The sequence below is a fragment of the Streptomyces cavernae genome (assembly GCF_004023625.1).
GTDB lineage: Bacteria > Actinomycetota > Actinomycetes > Streptomycetales > Streptomycetaceae > Streptomyces > Streptomyces cavernae.
Map to the genome: position 1 here is coordinate 1 of NZ_RPDJ01000090.1, position 14481 is coordinate 14481.

General features: G+C 68.4%; 16 protein-coding genes and 1 pseudogene. 3 read left to right on the forward strand and 14 right to left on the reverse strand.

What is annotated here, in order from left to right:
* Nucleotides 1-306 precede the first annotated feature (306 nt).
* Nucleotides 307-534 carry a hypothetical protein gene (locus EF387_RS45570; protein ID WP_338058173.1) on the reverse strand — a complete coding sequence of 76 codons (228 nt, stop codon included), beginning with the start codon at nt 532-534 and terminating at the stop codon, nt 307-309.
* Between the two features lie 10 nt (nt 535-544).
* Nucleotides 545-883, reverse strand: coding sequence for an AraC family transcriptional regulator (locus EF387_RS49640; protein WP_128382461.1), 339 nt, complete (start codon nt 881-883; stop codon nt 545-547).
* Nucleotides 884-1127: 244 nt separating this feature from the next.
* On the opposite strand from EF387_RS49640, the gene EF387_RS45580 reads away from it, so the two are divergent.
* Entirely contained in the window at nt 1128-2600 is a 1473-nt protein-coding gene (locus EF387_RS45580; RefSeq protein ID WP_238432084.1) for an FG-GAP-like repeat-containing protein, read from the forward strand.
* A 1097-nt stretch (nt 2601-3697) separates the two neighbouring features.
* On the opposite strand, the gene EF387_RS45585 is transcribed toward EF387_RS45580, so the two are convergent.
* Both EF387_RS45585 and EF387_RS45595 read right to left on the reverse strand, forming a co-directional pair.
* A complete protein-coding gene (locus tag EF387_RS45585) occupies nt 3698-4819 on the reverse strand; it encodes an ArsR/SmtB family transcription factor (RefSeq protein WP_238432085.1) in 1122 nt (373 codons plus the stop codon).
* A 1303-nt stretch (nt 4820-6122) separates the two neighbouring features.
* Complete coding sequence (locus EF387_RS45595; protein ID WP_128382462.1) at nt 6123-6674, reverse strand: hypothetical protein; 552 nt, start codon at nt 6672-6674, stop codon at nt 6123-6125.
* A gap of 697 nt (nt 6675-7371) precedes the next feature.
* Here EF387_RS45595 and EF387_RS45605 point away from each other — a divergent pair.
* Nucleotides 7372-7908 (forward strand): 2'-5' RNA ligase family protein, encoded by a 537-nt coding sequence (locus EF387_RS45605; RefSeq protein WP_128382464.1) that lies wholly within the window; start codon nt 7372-7374, stop codon nt 7906-7908.
* A gap of 262 nt (nt 7909-8170) precedes the next feature.
* On the opposite strand, the gene EF387_RS45615 is transcribed toward EF387_RS45605, so the two are convergent.
* The 10 genes and pseudogenes from EF387_RS45615 to EF387_RS45660 form a co-directional block, all read right to left on the reverse strand.
* Nucleotides 8171-8527: a darcynin family protein gene (locus tag EF387_RS45615; RefSeq protein ID WP_128382465.1), complete on the reverse strand. Its 357-nt coding sequence runs from the start codon at nt 8525-8527 to the stop codon at nt 8171-8173.
* 67 nt (nt 8528-8594) lie between these two features.
* Nucleotides 8595-9182 (reverse strand): hypothetical protein, encoded by a 588-nt coding sequence (locus EF387_RS45620; protein ID WP_128382466.1) that lies wholly within the window; start codon nt 9180-9182, stop codon nt 8595-8597.
* 14 nt (nt 9183-9196) lie between these two features.
* Entirely contained in the window at nt 9197-9733 is a 537-nt protein-coding gene (locus tag EF387_RS45625) for a transposase domain-containing protein (protein ID WP_338058174.1), read from the reverse strand.
* A 95-nt stretch (nt 9734-9828) separates the two neighbouring features.
* Nucleotides 9829-10472: pseudogene (locus EF387_RS45630) on the reverse strand (transposase); the annotation flags it as partial.
* Nucleotides 10473-10551: 79 nt separating this feature from the next.
* Nucleotides 10552-10950, reverse strand: a complete 399-nt coding sequence (locus tag EF387_RS45635) for a DUF6083 domain-containing protein (protein WP_202918593.1) — start codon at nt 10948-10950, stop codon at nt 10552-10554.
* A 160-nt stretch (nt 10951-11110) separates the two neighbouring features.
* Nucleotides 11111-11368: a helix-turn-helix transcriptional regulator gene (locus tag EF387_RS45640; RefSeq protein ID WP_128382475.1), complete on the reverse strand. Its 258-nt coding sequence runs from the start codon at nt 11366-11368 to the stop codon at nt 11111-11113.
* Between the two features lie 52 nt (nt 11369-11420).
* Nucleotides 11421-11792, reverse strand: a complete 372-nt coding sequence (locus tag EF387_RS45645) for a toxin Doc (protein ID WP_128382468.1) — start codon at nt 11790-11792, stop codon at nt 11421-11423.
* 1 nt (nt 11793) lies between these two features.
* Nucleotides 11794-12051: a YlcI/YnfO family protein gene (locus tag EF387_RS45650; protein ID WP_128382469.1), complete on the reverse strand. Its 258-nt coding sequence runs from the start codon at nt 12049-12051 to the stop codon at nt 11794-11796.
* Nucleotides 12052-12617: 566 nt separating this feature from the next.
* Nucleotides 12618-13466: a hypothetical protein gene (locus EF387_RS45655; protein ID WP_128382470.1), complete on the reverse strand. Its 849-nt coding sequence runs from the start codon at nt 13464-13466 to the stop codon at nt 12618-12620.
* 136 nt (nt 13467-13602) lie between these two features.
* Nucleotides 13603-13989 (reverse strand): effector-associated constant component EACC1, encoded by a 387-nt coding sequence (locus EF387_RS45660; protein WP_238432086.1) that lies wholly within the window; start codon nt 13987-13989, stop codon nt 13603-13605.
* A gap of 193 nt (nt 13990-14182) precedes the next feature.
* On the opposite strand from EF387_RS45660, the gene EF387_RS46995 reads away from it, so the two are divergent.
* A complete protein-coding gene (locus tag EF387_RS46995) occupies nt 14183-14356 on the forward strand; it encodes a hypothetical protein (RefSeq protein WP_155589848.1) in 174 nt (57 codons plus the stop codon).
* Nucleotides 14357-14481 lie beyond the last annotated feature (125 nt).

A 14481-nucleotide genomic window follows, 5' to 3' on the forward strand; every position in this document is an offset into this window, starting at 1 on the left:
TCGGCGAAAGCGAGGTCGCCGCGGTGCTGCGGTGCTCGGTCGGCACGGTGAAGAGCCAGGCGGCACGAGGGCTGGCCAAACTGCGCTCGCACCCGGCGCTCGCCGCCCACAAAACGAAAACGGTGGAGGTCGGGCGGGATGCCCGGTGGGCGCCCCGGACCCGGCGAGCGAGGGCACCGCCACGCCGCCGGCCTCCGGTCGCGGGGACGCGGAAGGAGACGACGCACAGGCGCGGGCCTTGGCCCACGAACGGGGCCAGGGGGCCGTCCGTCCGCTACGGACACAGTTCCAGGGAACTGTGCATCCTCACGGGACGGACCAGGACGGTCGGTGCCGTGAGGATGCGGTCCCCCCTTCCACAACCAGCAGCGCGGTGACGGCGTGGACGTCCTGGCCCCTCGTCACGGCACGCCGTTCGCTGCCGCCGCAGCGCACGACCACGTCGACGAGGAAGCTCTGCGCGGCCCCGAGTCGGCCGCGGCCGGAGCCGGTGTGTCCATAGCCCGACAGGTCCCTGGCTGCCTCGAGCGTCATGCAGTCGCGTCTACGTCGCCGCCTCCGCGCGGGCCTCGCTCGGGGTGAGGCCGAACCTGGCGCGGAAGAGGCGGGCGAAGTGGGCCTGGCTGGGCAACCCCCACCGGTGCGCCACGTCGGCGATCGTGGTCTCCCGCGCCCCCGCGCAGTGAGTTCCTGATGCGCCGTTACCAGGCGCCGTTCCATGATGCGCCGTTCCGGAGACCTGCCGGTCGATGCGACGATCCGCCCCAGGTGCCGTACCGAGATGCCCATGACGACGGCCACCTGCGCGACGCCCAGACATGCAGTGAAGCGTCCGGTGCCCACTCCTTGGTGAGCACTGCCGCTCCACCGGCGTTGCCGACATCGGACGATCCCTCACTCGACGAGTCGGCCGCTCCGGCGCCCGAGTACCACTGACCGCTGCCGCCTTGCGCCACGGACGCCAGGCGCTCGCCGAGGAGGGCGTATGCCGGAGTGCAGCAACCTCGAGGGCCTCGCTTCCCACCGTGAACCCAGCGCCAACCACTGGTGAACTCCGTACAACCAGCTCCGCCCTTCGACGGTCATATCAGGTATCCCGCACTCCGATCGACCGAGTGGGAGCCACCGTGCCACACAGCCGCCGCATCCTGACGTACGCCATCGCAACAGCCGCCGCCGCGGCCACCGCCGGGTTGGTGCTCCCGTCCGGCGCCACCGCTGCCGCACCCCCTACCACAACGAGCGACTTCAACGGCGACGGCTACGCGGACCTCGCCGTCGGCGTCCCCGACGGGACCGTCGGCAGTCAAACCAAGGCCGGGTACGTGAACGTCGTCTGGGGCGGCCCGAAGGGCGTCGGCGCCCACGGGAGCATCCGTGTCACCCAGACCACTCCCGAGGTTCCCGGCACTCCGGAGGCGGGCGACCGCTTCGGCGCATCCGTGGCCCTGACGGACCTCAACGGCGACGGCATCGCGGAACTGCTCGTCGGTGCCCCCGGCGAGGACATCACCGGCCGCGGTGCGGACGCAGGCACGGTCATCGCCGTAGGCGGCGCGAAGGGTGGGCCGGGACCGGGGTCGACGGTCCTCACCGGGCCATCGCCGTCGGCTGCGTACGGCAAATCGGTCACGGCAGCCGACCTGACCGGGGACGGCAACAAGGAGATCGTGATCGGCGGCACGGACAAGGTGGTAGCTCGTGTCGCCCAGGGCGAAGACAGCATGGTCACCACCGTCGTCGCCGCCCCCATGGGCGGCCGCGCCCCCGTCCTGGCCACGGGTGACTTCGACAGCGACGGCGCGGCGGACCTGGCCGTGGCGTACTGGACCGCGGGCAACCCCACCACGCAGTCTCACGTGCGCCTGTGGAAGTGGGACGCCGACCAGTCCGCATTGGCCAACTTCTGGAACACGGACAACGCCGGCGTGACCGCCCTGGCCGGCGGCGACTTCGACGGCGACGGCCACGACGACCTGGCGCTCGGCGAATGCCGTGAGATCGCCGACGAGAACATCGACAACCCCTGCGGCCCCGAAGAACTCGCCAAGGGGGGCGCCATTCACATCCACTACCAAAGCCCCTCGGGCGGCTCTTTCGGCAGCCGCGCCCAGACCCTGAACCAGGACACGACGGGCGTCCCGGGCGTGGCCGAGACCGGCGACCGCTTCGGCGCCGCCCTCGCCGTCGCCGACGTCAACCGCGACGGCCGCGACGACCTGATCGCGGGCGCTCCCGGCGAGGCCATCGGAAGCAAAGTGCGTGCGGGCGCCGCCTGGCTGCTCCACGGCGGCGCTCAGGGCCTGCTCAATGCCAACGGCGCTGCCAAGTCCGTCTCCTGGAACCAGGCCACGCCCGGCGTCCCGGGCGTCGCCGAGGCGGGCGACACCTTCGGCGCGGCGGTCAGCACGGGCGACTGCAACGCCGACGGCGTACCGGATGTCACGGTCGGATCCCCTGGCGAGAACGCGTCCCTGGGCGCCGTATGGCTCCTCCCCAGCGGCTCGGCCCGCAACTCGGCGGCCTTCTCACCCCGCTCGCTCGGCCTCCCGTACCTATCCACGGCTCAGAAATACGGCAAGCCGCTGAGCAGCCGCTGAGCTTCTCCTACCGTTCTGGCGCGGGCCCACATCGGTCATCTGCCACGCCAGGACGCGTTGATTGTCGCCTGGGGCCCGCTCCCGACTGCTTCTGTCTCAAGCGGGGGCCGAGCCGCTTTCCGAAGTCTCGGGCTGTTCATCCAACTCGGCGTCCGTCCGCTTCGACGACGGTGCCGTTCTCCAGGATGCGTATCGCTCCTTCAGCCGGCGCCTCGGCTCCGGTCGCAGCGGGCGGGTTGCATAACGTCAAGACGCAGACGAAGCCGAGAAGTACAGCTGTCGATGGCCGTCTGGTGCCTCTGTATCGCTTTTTGTGCTTCGTTCTGGACACGGGCATCCCTCCACTACGTGGAAGTGACGCTGGGTCCGTTCTCGTTTCGCGCGTGGGCGTGGACGTGTCGGCGTCTGAGCACCGCGTAGGCCGCTGCATCGCGCGGCCTCTTGACGATGTCCCGTCACGCCGGAGCCGGACGCTGGAGATGATTGGGATGTGTGTCAACGGAGCTACTGTGGGTAGTGCCGCGGTGTACGGGTGAAGCGTGCGCAGCGGACTCGGCAGTGATCGACTTCCCTGGCTGGAAAGCGAATAGGGCGTTGGATACTCCTGTACCTCGAGAGCGGAGCAGTATCTCGGAACCAGTGATCACGAGGAGGTCGATCCTGGTCTTCTGGGTGGTCTTCGTGCTTGCCATGCTCGCCTCCCCCATCGCTGCTGTCTACGAAGCGATTCTCGGCGGGGCAGGGATGCTCGCAGGCGCGGTCGTAGTGTGGCGAAGTGGTCACCGTCGTGGACGTCTCCCCCTTGCAGCGTTCGCGGGTATCGCAGCCGGGTGTCTTCCCTACTTCGCTCTCGCGGCTGTACAACTCCGTTTCTGACTGCCGCCCGCATGCGCGAGCAGGATGCGGCGCCCGCCGCAACCGAGGAATTTGAGGGGGATCGCCGAGGTAAGCCCAAAAGGGGCCACGGGATGATCTTGGAGCCCTGAGCGCCCGGCCCGTCACCCGTTCGCCTGGGCTTCTGCCCCCTCTCGCCGCCAGCCGGAGTTCATGCCCCTCAGCCCGAACCGAACAATCACGTTCGGGAAGTGGATGGTTTCTCAGACGGCCGTTTGCCGAGGCGGGAGTTCGCCGCGGAGGAGCGCGGTACCCAACGGGGTGAGGGAATGTATGACCTGGGTGCCGGCACGTTGGCTGTGCGCGAGGTTGACCCCTCTCAGGGCAGCGACGTGTTCGCTCGCCGAGGGGGCGGAGATATGCAGCCGCTGAGCGAGTTCTCCGGTGGTCGCGGTGGTGTCCAGGGCGGCCAGCACGCGCGCGCGGGTCCGGCCGAGCAAGGTGGCCAAAGCCTCGGCTCGGCGGTCGCGGGTGACCGCCGGTGCCCAGGTCGGGGGGTGGGCGACCGGGTAGGCCAGGACTTGCGGCAGAGCGGGATCGGCCAGGGCGATCGGCGTGTTCCAGCAGAAATGCGAGGGAATCAGTCGCACGCCCTGTCCGCCGAGATGCAGATCCCGGTCCTCCGGGTAGCGCACGTGCAGCACAGGCGGCCGCCAGTCCATCAGTGGGCGGAAGGAATCCAGCAGCCCGTGAACGCCGCTATCACTCAGGACGCGTGCCCGCAGGGCCCGGTCGGCCTCAGTGGTCCTGGCCATCCCGGTCCACTCAGGCCTGACGATCGTGCGGTGCACCAGCCGAAATGCCGTCGCGACCTCGTCCATCCGGTCTCGTTCGCCCCGGGCGAGAGTATGTGCCCAGCGCGGCAGCGGGTGGGTGTCGGCCAACCGGTCCATCTCCCGGCGTACCTGCACCTGCGGGGTGGCATGCAATGCCTCCAGCGCGGCTTCCAAGCCGTCGGCCGAAGCGCCCGGCGTCAGGAAGTCGGGCCAGTAGCCCGCCGAAGCGGGGGCCAGGGCGGAGAGCATCCGAACCGGGCCCGCCAGGCGATCCTCGGCCAGCCTGGCACGGGCGCTGCGCCGCCAGGAGGCGAAAACCGGCAGTCCGCGCCGCGGCGCGGTCAACTGATGCAGGCTCAGCAAGGTCTCCCAGACCGGATCCGGCTCCCGGGCCAGACGAACACGGGCCAGGTCCCCCTCCGTGAAATGAATGCGCAGCACCTCGCCTCCCCATGTGGCCGTCACCGATGAGACGCGCTCTCCGGCCCGTGTGTATGAGTGACGCAGGCTGCCCATCACCGAAACGAACTCGAGGGCGCGGACAGCCACGCTCGCCGACCCTGCGGCGCACGCGGCGGAGAACCACCGCTGCGGACGCACCCGAGCGGAACCAATGGGCCATACGGTCCGGCAGCCCTCGGCCCGTCCAGGGCCGTCACCCGGAGAGCCGTAGTCCCACTCCCGGCTCCCAAAAGGCCTGCGAGTCGTGCCCTCACCAGCCGTAAGAGGATCTCTGGGCCGTGGACCCGCGCCCGGACGGCGCACGCACGCCGGAACACCACCGCGCCCCTCCCCCAGCACCGGAAAAGCCACACCGCATAGAAGAGAGTCCCCGTCAGCAGCGCAGACGGGGACTCATGGACAATCGAGGCTTATGGCCTTTCGTTCCACACAGGTCAGGCTCGACGCCCGGCGTATTCGACATCGGGCTCCGCTACCGTGTAGACCCGTCCGGTCAGTTGCGAGCGCTCCAACCTTCCGGTTTCACTTACGAGCTGGTTCGCCGAATTTCAGCAGCGCCGCAGACCATGCGCGCTTGGATTGGCATCGAACGAGCTAGACGTATACACCCAGTCTGCGGGCACATATCCCCACCCTCCCAACTCTGGATCAGTGACCCAATCCGGAAAGGTGTGGTACCAGGTGGTATTGCCGCCCCCGTGGAGTCCGCCAGTGGTCCAGCAGTCGAACCAACTGAAATTCGTTTGTAGTTGTCCCGTGATGGGGGCTTCATGGTAGGCGCCATGGCGTGTGATGACCGGCGCCGCATTCCCACAGTACAACCGGCCGTTCGCCCGAACCCCGCACTCAGCAGCCGGTGCCGCACTCGCCGCCGGAGCGGCAGCCAGACCGCCCACCGTTAGGGCAAGGGCTGCCGTCGAAAGGGCTAAATACTTCCTGATCCTGCTCATCCACCTACCACTTCTGTGAATATGACCAACCTGCGCGACGGAATTCCAACCATCCTGCAGCCAATCGGTCATCCGGTCTTCTTCCGCGACGAGTCTGCAGGACCTTCAGACGTTGCGCGCGGCTTTTCGGGCTGAGCCGAAAAGCCCTGCAGCATCGCGGTCAGCCCCGTGTGCGGCTGCGGATGTACACCGACTGCGGCCAGTTCTTGAGGAGGCGGATCCCCGCCGGAGCCGGCGCCGCCTGCCACGTAGACAGGCGTGAGCCGCCACTACGGAGAGGGCGGCGGACCCGGCTGCGTCCGGCACAAACCTTCCCCCGCTTACCATCATCGCCAGGGAACACAGGCGATCCAGAATGACGGAAGAAGAATTCTGGGGCCTCATCGACCTGCTGGACGGCACAGCAAACGAAGAGACCGTTGTCTCGTTTACCAAGCGCCTCAGCCAAGAGAGCGAAGACCGCATCGCGCGATGTTACCCGATCCGCTTGAGGAGGGCCGGTTGGTCTCGGCCGAGTCGATCGCGATCACGAGTCGCGGGCGTCCGTCGACCTTGACGATGAGATATTCGTCGTTGGGCACGGTGAACGTCAGGGTGGGGCCGCTGACCGACCCGCCCAGATTCAGCTTCGCCGGGCTGATGCTGTAGGCGCCGATGCTCGTATTGTTGATCTTCGTGACGGCGAGAGTCGCTGATCCGGAGCCCATCGCGAACTGGGCGATGTCGTATCCGTGGTACCGGGTCACCGGCACCTCGCGACCGTTGACGGTCAGGCGGTAATCCGCGGACCTCTCATAGATCGACTGAACAGGGTAGACGTCGATCGGTGCCGGTGCCGCATGCGCCGGCGTGGGGAACCCCACCATTGCGGTGACGATCGTGAGTAACGCGGCCATGACGACAAGCACGCCGTCGACCCGGGAAGAGGGCGGAGAAGCGCCGAAGCGCGGCTGGCCAGAAGGGGGCGGTTCGGCGAAGGCGGGCAGGGTCATCGTGCTCTGCCGTCCCGTGCGGCGGATCTGTGAGGGAAGCGCGCCGCGAGAACATCGGCCTCTGCTGGAAGGTGAAGAACTGACGCACCGCCGGGGTTGCCATTCGGAGAAATCAACGCCGGTGCCGTCGTTACCCAGGCACGAGTGCCTCGTGCCCAGGTCTTCAGTGCCCGCTGCAGGGACATCCCGTCGATGCCAAGGGCGGGCCTGACAGGACAGCCGGCGCGCCTCCCGACACAAGCCGTGACAGGAGATAGCTGAACTCTTGCACACTCATCCCTTCATATCAGCTGACGAGAAATTCCAGCCCTGGATCTGAAGCCACGATGCCGCGAACGGGTGCTCATTCCACAGTGCGAAGCGATGCTCACTGCTGCTCACCGCTGCTCACAGTCGAGATGCCAAAGTTCGCCGCAAGATCTCGGCAGTCCTCCATGGACAGGGCGGCCGAAGAGAGCTTTGAGGAGGCCGGGCGGCTGCTGGGCAAGGTCGATACGGCAGCTGAGGCAGTGGCGGCCGTCCTTGGGCGGGGCATCGTTGTGGCGGATACCCGGTTCCCCGGTGAGAAGCTATGTCTGATGACGACATGCCACGGCCTCGCCTGAGCGAGGATCGCGTTGGGTGTCGACAGCCGGTTCAACCGCCCGCGATCGTAATCGGGTCGCTGCCGTTCTGGGCTCGCTGATACATATGTGCGATGGCAGGCGACGACTCCGGTGAGTTTCAGGCAGGGCAGTCGGGACTCATCGTGACGGTCCCCGAGGCAGAACCTGCTGTTCGAGCGTGGCGTGACCGGCTGGATCCTTCAGCCCCTGCGGGTGTTCCGGCCCATGTCACCGTCCTCTTCCCATTTCTCCACGAGAGCCTCATCGACGACGGTGCTTACGCTGCCATCGGAGAAGTGATCGGGCGTCACCGGCCCTTCGATGCCCGGTTCGAGCGCTGCGGGCGATTCCCGGGGATCTTGTATCTCGTTCCCGACCCGGACCTCCCGTTCCGCCAGCTCACCCAGGCGGTCGCGGAGCGGTGGCCGGAGACCCCACCGTTCGGCGGGCAGTTCGACGAGGTCGTTCCGCATCTGACCATCGCCCAGGGGCAAGGCGATGCCGTGCTGAAGGAGGCCGAGGCCGACCTTCGCGGCTGGCTTCCCGTCACTGCCCGTGTGTCGTCGGTCGATCTGATGGTCTATGACGGAACAAGGTGGCAGCAGCGGGCGTCGTTCGCGCTCCGGTGATTCCTTTGCAGGTGATCGGTCAGCCGCCGCTCTGCTGGGCATTGGTGTGGGCCAGGCGGTAGGAGTCGCTGCCGGTTTCGATGATGTTGCCGCCGAAGCCCGGGCCGCAGCCCAGGACACCACCGCGGGCTGACCGCGCACCAGGCCCCTTCCGCCATAGGTGCCGCATTCGCCGGCCGCCAGACTCCGTCAGGGTGGAACCGAGCACGAACGGCCTTGACGGAGTCTGGCGGCCGGCCATCATCACGGCGTCAACGACGGCTCAGTCACGATGCCCGGTTCGACGCTCGTAGTCAGCGAAGCCGTCCTCGACCGTCGGCAGTACAAGGTCCACCCGGAAGTAGGGCACGCTCCACAGCGGACTGTCGCGAAGACCCTCGAACAGATCGGACCACGAGGTCAGGTCGTTGGTCGTCGCCACGAGAACATCGGACGGAGCGGCGGCCCATGCTTCTGCGTCGAACCACCGGACCTGGACAGTGTCGTGTTCGTCCAGCAGCGGTTGCACATGATCGGCGATGATCTGCTGACGCTCAGGACGCCCCAGCGCGAGCCACGAAGGCAAAGCCGTGAGGTGCACGAATATGGTGAACCGCGGCTGCGGTTGGATGGCAGTCATAGTCCCATTGTGGATCAACCAACGTCGGCGAACAGGTCATGTCCCTTGTCGTGCAACGCCGTTGCGTTTAGCCCCTGTTGGCGTCGTCAAATCCGTCTTGCGTGATCATCTCGAAGTGGAGGGTGTACGGCTGTGCTGTCCTTGGATGCTTGCCGGCGGTGAAGGTGTACTTGCTGTTGCGTTTGCGGACGTGTGCCTTCAGCCGCTGGCGTTGCCGTGTGGGTAGGAGGCCGTGCTCGTGGGCGGGGTAGCGCTCGGCATCCAGGAGACTGGTCATCAGCCGCCACAACTCAGTGCGGCGGGTGTCGTCACCCAGCGTGACGGTCATCCAGGCTTCGACGATCCGGACCTCCAGTCGTCCGTAACCGCGCCCCGCCTTGTATTTCCCGGCGCAGACGGCAGTCAGGTACGAGCCGTCCGGCAGCGGGCGGCGCACCGCCGGACGCCGCTTGCGAGTCGAGCGCAGCAGGAAGGACGCGCCGGTATCCGTCACCGTCTGAAGGAAGTCGAAGGCGTCGTAGTAGGCGTCGGCCAGCAGCACCATCGAGGCGTCCAGGTGGTCCAGGAGACGGCGTGCGTAACCGAGCTCGCCGGTCGTGTCGGGGCCGAATGCGGCTCCGAGGAGTGCGCGGGTGCCGCACTCGACGAGCGCCACCAGGCGCAGCAGGGTTAGCCGAACTCGAGCACCTGACCTCTGTGCTTGGGGAAGCGCCACGTCACCGCCTTCTCGTCGGGAATGCTCAGGGTGGTGCCGTCCACCGCGACCACCCGCAAGCCGTGCCAGAAGGAGCCGGCCTGCGCTCGGGCGGCCACCGGGCCGGCCAGGACCTCGAACAAGCGACGCAGCGGAGCGCTGCCCACGCGGCGGCGGGCCCGCGACAATGAGGACGCGCACGGTCGCGCCACCGCAGTCCCACGCAGTCCCGCGCACAGTTTGTCCCACACCGCCTGGTAGGACGAGCGCTCGAAGAAGGCGAGGGCGAGCACGAAGTACACCACCACCCGCGCCGGCAGCAGCCGCACGCGCCGCTCACGCGAGCCCGTCTCCTCAAGGACCGCGTCGACCAGCTGTGGGTCAACGACTTGGGTCAACTCGCCCAGATGGCCGGGGGCGTACACATCGTGAGCCGACGCCAGGGGCGGCGGAGTGGCAGAATGACGCAGCAACGGGACCTCCGGTACGACGATCTCTGGGCTCGACACCACAGGGATCTACCAGGGGTCCCGTCCTCTCGTTCAGCGACTTGACAAAGCATCAGCCCGCATAAAGCAACGGTGTTGCCTTGTCGTGGTGTAGCCGATCAATCGGCGGTCGTGTTGGTGGTGTTGGGTAGCGCGGGGGCGCTTTCGGGGCGCTCGGCGGGGTAGAGCTGGTCCATGCTTCCCTCGGGCAGGTAGCGGCAGGGGAAGGCGATCCACTCGTCGTGCAGTTCGAAGAGCACGGCAGTGACGAGTCGCAGGAGGGCGCCGTCGTTGGGGAAGACCTGGACGACGTCGGTGCGGCGCTTGACCTCGCGGTTGATCCGCTCCAGCGGGTTGGTGGACTGGATCTTCTTCCAGTGTCGCTCGGGGAAGGCGGTCAGGTCGTCCTTCGCTTCCAGCAGCATGTCTTTGACCTTGGGGAACTGCTTGCCGAGCATGTCGGCGACGGTGTCGAGCTGGGTGCGGACCGCGTCGGCGGTGGGCTGGGCGAAGATTGCGCGGATCGTGGCGGCGGCCATCTCGGCCGCTTCCTTGTTGATCACGCCGAACACGTTGCGCAGGAAGTGAACCCTGCAGCGCTGGTAGGCGGCCCCGAGCCTGACCTTGCGGATGGCCTTGACCCCAGCACCTCCCGGCCGCCGTCCTCGGTGATGCCGGTGGCGATCACCACGGCCCGGGAGACGATCTGGTGCTCGACCCTGGCCTTGCAGTAGGCCGCGTCGAGGTAGACGTACGGGAAGCGATGCACGACCGGGCGGGTGGGAGGAGTGCGGCGGCGGGCGGTGTGCAGGCCGGGGGTGGGGTGAAGGAGCCGGTGTCGATCAGGCGGCGGGTGCGGAGGGCGAGGTCGCGGCTACCGCCTGCAGGCGTGGGCTTGTCTGGGTGGTGGCGGGAGTGCGGCGGGGGCAGAGCAGGATGTGCGGGATGCGGCACCAGGCGCTGCCGTCGCCATGCGGGAGGGCGATGCCGCCGCTGAGATGCCAGCGGTAGGTGTCGGGGACTTGGTCGGCCGCCAGTTCTGTGGGGTGCAGGGCGATGGGGCGTTGGTCGGCGCGCTGGTAGACGTCGATGCGATTGCCGCACTGGCGGCAGCAGCCGCTGTGGCCGGCGCGCAGCAGGCGGCTGGCGCTGGTGGCGGACACGCGTAGTGGGCGGGATGGGTGCGCGGTGCGGAGGCTGCCGTCCCAGTGGCGGTCGCTGGAGGGGGTGTTGGGGCGCATGGCCCGGACGGTGCCAGGCGGCGCGTCACGATGGCAGGGACGGCGAGGGCTGCATCCCTCGGCCGGCGCAGCGAAACCGAATGCGCGCACGCTCCGGCGAGCGGGCGTTCGGTGCATGCTCGCCGGTTCGGGTGATTTCAGTGCGGGCGCGCAGGTGGGGTCAGGAGTCCTTCGGCCGGGGCGGGTTGTGGTCGTTGCAGAGGGTGCCGAGAAGGTGCTCGATCGGTACGTCGAAGGTGTGGGCGAGGGCGTGCCAGGTGGTGACACTTCCGGTGGTGCGGCCGTGTTCGAGGTCGATGAGGGTGCGCCGGGCCAGGCCGCTGCGGCGGGCGAGTTCGTCGAAGGTCCAGCCGCGTTCGTTCCTCAGTCGCGCCAGCGTCACGCGCAGGGCGGTGAGGTCGGGGTCGGGCGGTGTCAGCGCAGGACGAGCAGCAGGCGGTCTTGCGCCCTGTTTGGGCGCCGGCGGGTGCTCAGATCCGCCAGGAGCGGATGCGGTCGGCTGCGTCGTACCCATCGGCGCGGCCGGTGTCGATGTCGCGGGCGAGGTCGATCAGCGCGCCGTAGGGCGGGTCGATGGCCTCGCCTGCGGCGTCCATGTACGACACGACGATCGCGGCGCCGTACAGGGCGTTGCGGGCCGGGAGCGGGCGTAGCCGGATGACGGCGTGCATGAGGGCGGCCGCGCGCCAGGCGTTATCGACGGTGATGCCGACCTGCGGGGTGTTGACGCGGTGGCGGGCGATGGCAGCCACGAGGTTGGAGAAGTCGTGGACTTCAGGGTGCTTGGGCAGGACCTCCGCCTGGCGCTCCAGCAGCCAGCGGATGTCGATGTGGAGCTCCACGTCAGGCCGCCCGCCCCGGGGCTTCGGCAGCGTCCAGGCGGGCGGGGGCGTCGTCGGGGAACGCCGCGTCGAACGCGTCCGCGTTGTCGGCGACGAACTGGCGGAAGACCTCCGCGGCGCCTTCGAGGCGGGGGTCGCGGACCGCGTTGCGTGCGGCCTCGGTGATGAGCGCGGTGACCGTGGTGCCCTCGGTCTCAGCCCGCTCCTGCAACTGCGCGAGGAGGTCCTCGGGGACCCGGATCGTCACTGATTTCGACATACTCCGAACGTACAGCAGGGCGTACAGCACAGGTACGGATTCGACAGAATCACCCCGAAAGAGACTGGCCGGGCCGACGCGGGACCCAGGGACCCAGCCACCCTCCTGAGCCATGTTGACCAGGGAAAACACCGGACCCAGAGACCCAGGTCCGGCCCGCGTGCTGGGTCCGGCTGGCGGCCGTGACACAGATCGGCTGATCAGTGACACAGAAGGCGTATCCACCAGCCAGGACACGGGGTCGATGACACAGGTCGTCGGACTGATCAGTTCGATGCCGGTCGCGTTCCTGAACGCCGGTTTGATCGTTTGGATCATCTGATGGACTACGAGTTCTTGAGCCAGATCCTCGAGCGCGGGGGCACCGAAGCGGTGCAGGCCGCGCTGGAGGACTTCGCCGGCCGGGCGAGCGAGGAGAAGCTGAAAGCGGCCGTGGATCTGGCGTGCCAGGTCATCGCGGACGACACCGCCCGCATCAAGGCCCGCGGGGATCGGCACGCGGACCGATCCGGCTGTGAGCCTCCCTGGCCTTGGGCGCGGCGTTGGGAGTCACGGCTCCAAGCGAGTCAGAAGTGGCCGCCGAACGAGCTCCCCAGGTCCGTCGGCCATGATCCTCCCCGGTGGCGGGAGGAGGCCGGCGTGCGGAGGGGATCGGTGCGTGGGCGCGGGGGAAGCGGGTTCGGGCGGCTGGTCTTCTTCGCGATCTCCTCGGCGCGGTAGAACAGTTCGTCGTCGTCCCGGTGAGCCCGGGCATAGGCGCGTAGGCGGGCGCCGTCCGGGTCGAGGGCGTCGTACCGTTCCCACTGCTCGGTGAACCAGCAGAACGCGGCCTCGTCGCCGTCCCAGACCCAGCCGGTTTCCCGCACGATGGCCCGCCCCACGTCGTGGTAGTCCCGCGCCGCCTCCTGGCACAGGCTCTCCCGGGCGGGGCCGACGGGCAGCCCACGCAGGGCGCCGCGGCAGCTGGCGGCGAAGCCGTCCGGGCCGACACGCTGCGTGGCCCCTTCGAACAGGGCCTCCACCGTCGTCTCCGGGCCGTGGACGGCCAGGTAGTCCGCGATCAGGTCGTCGCGCTGCGCGAGGACGGCCAGCAGCGGGCCGTTACGGGCCTGGAGCCAGCTGGGGAGCGGGTTCTCCTTCGCTGGGCGCAGGGGCAGGTGGGGGTTGGCGAGGTGGAGGCGGAGGAGCGGCGAGGGCTCGCCGTGGTCGTCCCACAGCACGGGCGGCTGCTTCCAGAGATCCTCGACGGTGCGCGAGGTCGGCAGGCAGAACTGGTCGCCGATGACCGAGAGCACAACTTCTTCCAACACCCACAGTAGGTGTGGGTGGCCGGTCCTGCGCAGGAACGTCCCGGCGCGGGCCCGCGCCTCCTCGTCCTCCGCCGTGCAGGCCGCCTTGACGAACCAGAAGCCCACCAAGGTCGAGTCGCGCCGCAGGTGGGGGGAGCCAGCGTACCTCGAGCGGGCCCGCCTACGGGCCGTGCGGTGGCGAGGGGAACCTGTGGCGGGTCGTGCCGGGTGGCCAGGTCCCGCAAAGCTGCCTGCGCCGGCTCTAAAGCGGTGGTGTGGGCCGGGGCGGCGTCGATGCCTTCGAGTGCAGGGACGCCGCCTCACGGCGCGAGCCCGGCGCCCGCTCGATCTCCTCCTCGGAACAGTCCGTGAGAACGACGACCGTGTCCCCGCGGCGGATCTCCACCCGCGGCCGCTGCGGCCGGGACTGCCGCCACGCCACCACCGCCAGCACGAACGACGCCGCACTCCACCCATTCCCCGTCACCAGCTGCAGCACATCAAGCCCCGTGCCCATCTCCCCCGGCCCAGGCACACCACCGCGTACCTCGACCGCGACCGACCGGCGCACCTCAGGATCCGCACGCAACCAGCCCTGCACCGACCGCAACTCCCCCACAGCCGACTCAACCTGCACCTGTAACCGCACCGTCGCCCTCCCCTGACCTCGTGCACCCAACCCCACGACAACGCACAACCGATCAAGAAAACCACTACAGGGCAACACCCCACTGACCAGGCGAACATCCCTGAACAGGCAAAACGCCAGCCGAGCCTGTAGACGCAGCCCCGGGGCCGGCCGAGGCAGTACGACGTCGTTGATCGGGGCTATCGGCCGGGCCGTGTTGGCCAACCTCCTCCCCGAACGGTGCCGCCAGCGCCTGAAGGCCCGCTACCGCAAGACATCCAGCAAGTACCAGTTCCAGCGGGACCAACATCCGCGCACCGTGCAGGCTTACACGCTGGACTTCAAGACGGTCAAGGACGGAGACATTGACGCCGGGCCTGAAGGCTAAGTAGCTGTTGTCGTTCCGAATCTGAGGGCGGTGTTTTCGCTGGTCAGGCATAGGGCCGGTGAATCGGTGGGAGTGGTGGCGTGTTGTGTCGTCGCTCCCCGGGAGGTTGCGGATGCCGTCGGTCG

What these genes read in the sequence shown, in the direction of transcription:
- EF387_RS45570 (WP_338058173.1), bottom strand. Translation starts at nt 534, where the DNA reads ATGACGCTCGAGGCAGCCAGGGACCTGTCGGGCTATGGACACACCGGC.
- EF387_RS45595 (WP_128382462.1), bottom strand. Translation starts at nt 6,674, where the DNA reads ATGACCCTGCCCGCCTTCGCCGAACCGCCCCCTTCTGGCCAGCCGCGC.
- EF387_RS49640 (WP_128382461.1), bottom strand. Translation starts at nt 883, where the DNA reads ATGTCGGCAACGCCGGTGGAGCGGCAGTGCTCACCAAGGAGTGGGCAC.
- EF387_RS45650 (WP_128382469.1), bottom strand. Translation starts at nt 12,051, where the DNA reads ATGTCGAAATCAGTGACGATCCGGGTCCCCGAGGACCTCCTCGCGCAG.
- EF387_RS45635 (WP_202918593.1), bottom strand. Translation starts at nt 10,950, where the DNA reads ATGCGCCCCAACACCCCCTCCAGCGACCGCCACTGGGACGGCAGCCTC.
- EF387_RS45605 (WP_128382464.1), top strand. Translation starts at nt 7,372, where the DNA reads ATGGCAGGCGACGACTCCGGTGAGTTTCAGGCAGGGCAGTCGGGACTC.
- EF387_RS45615 (WP_128382465.1), bottom strand. Translation starts at nt 8,527, where the DNA reads ATGACTGCCATCCAACCGCAGCCGCGGTTCACCATATTCGTGCACCTC.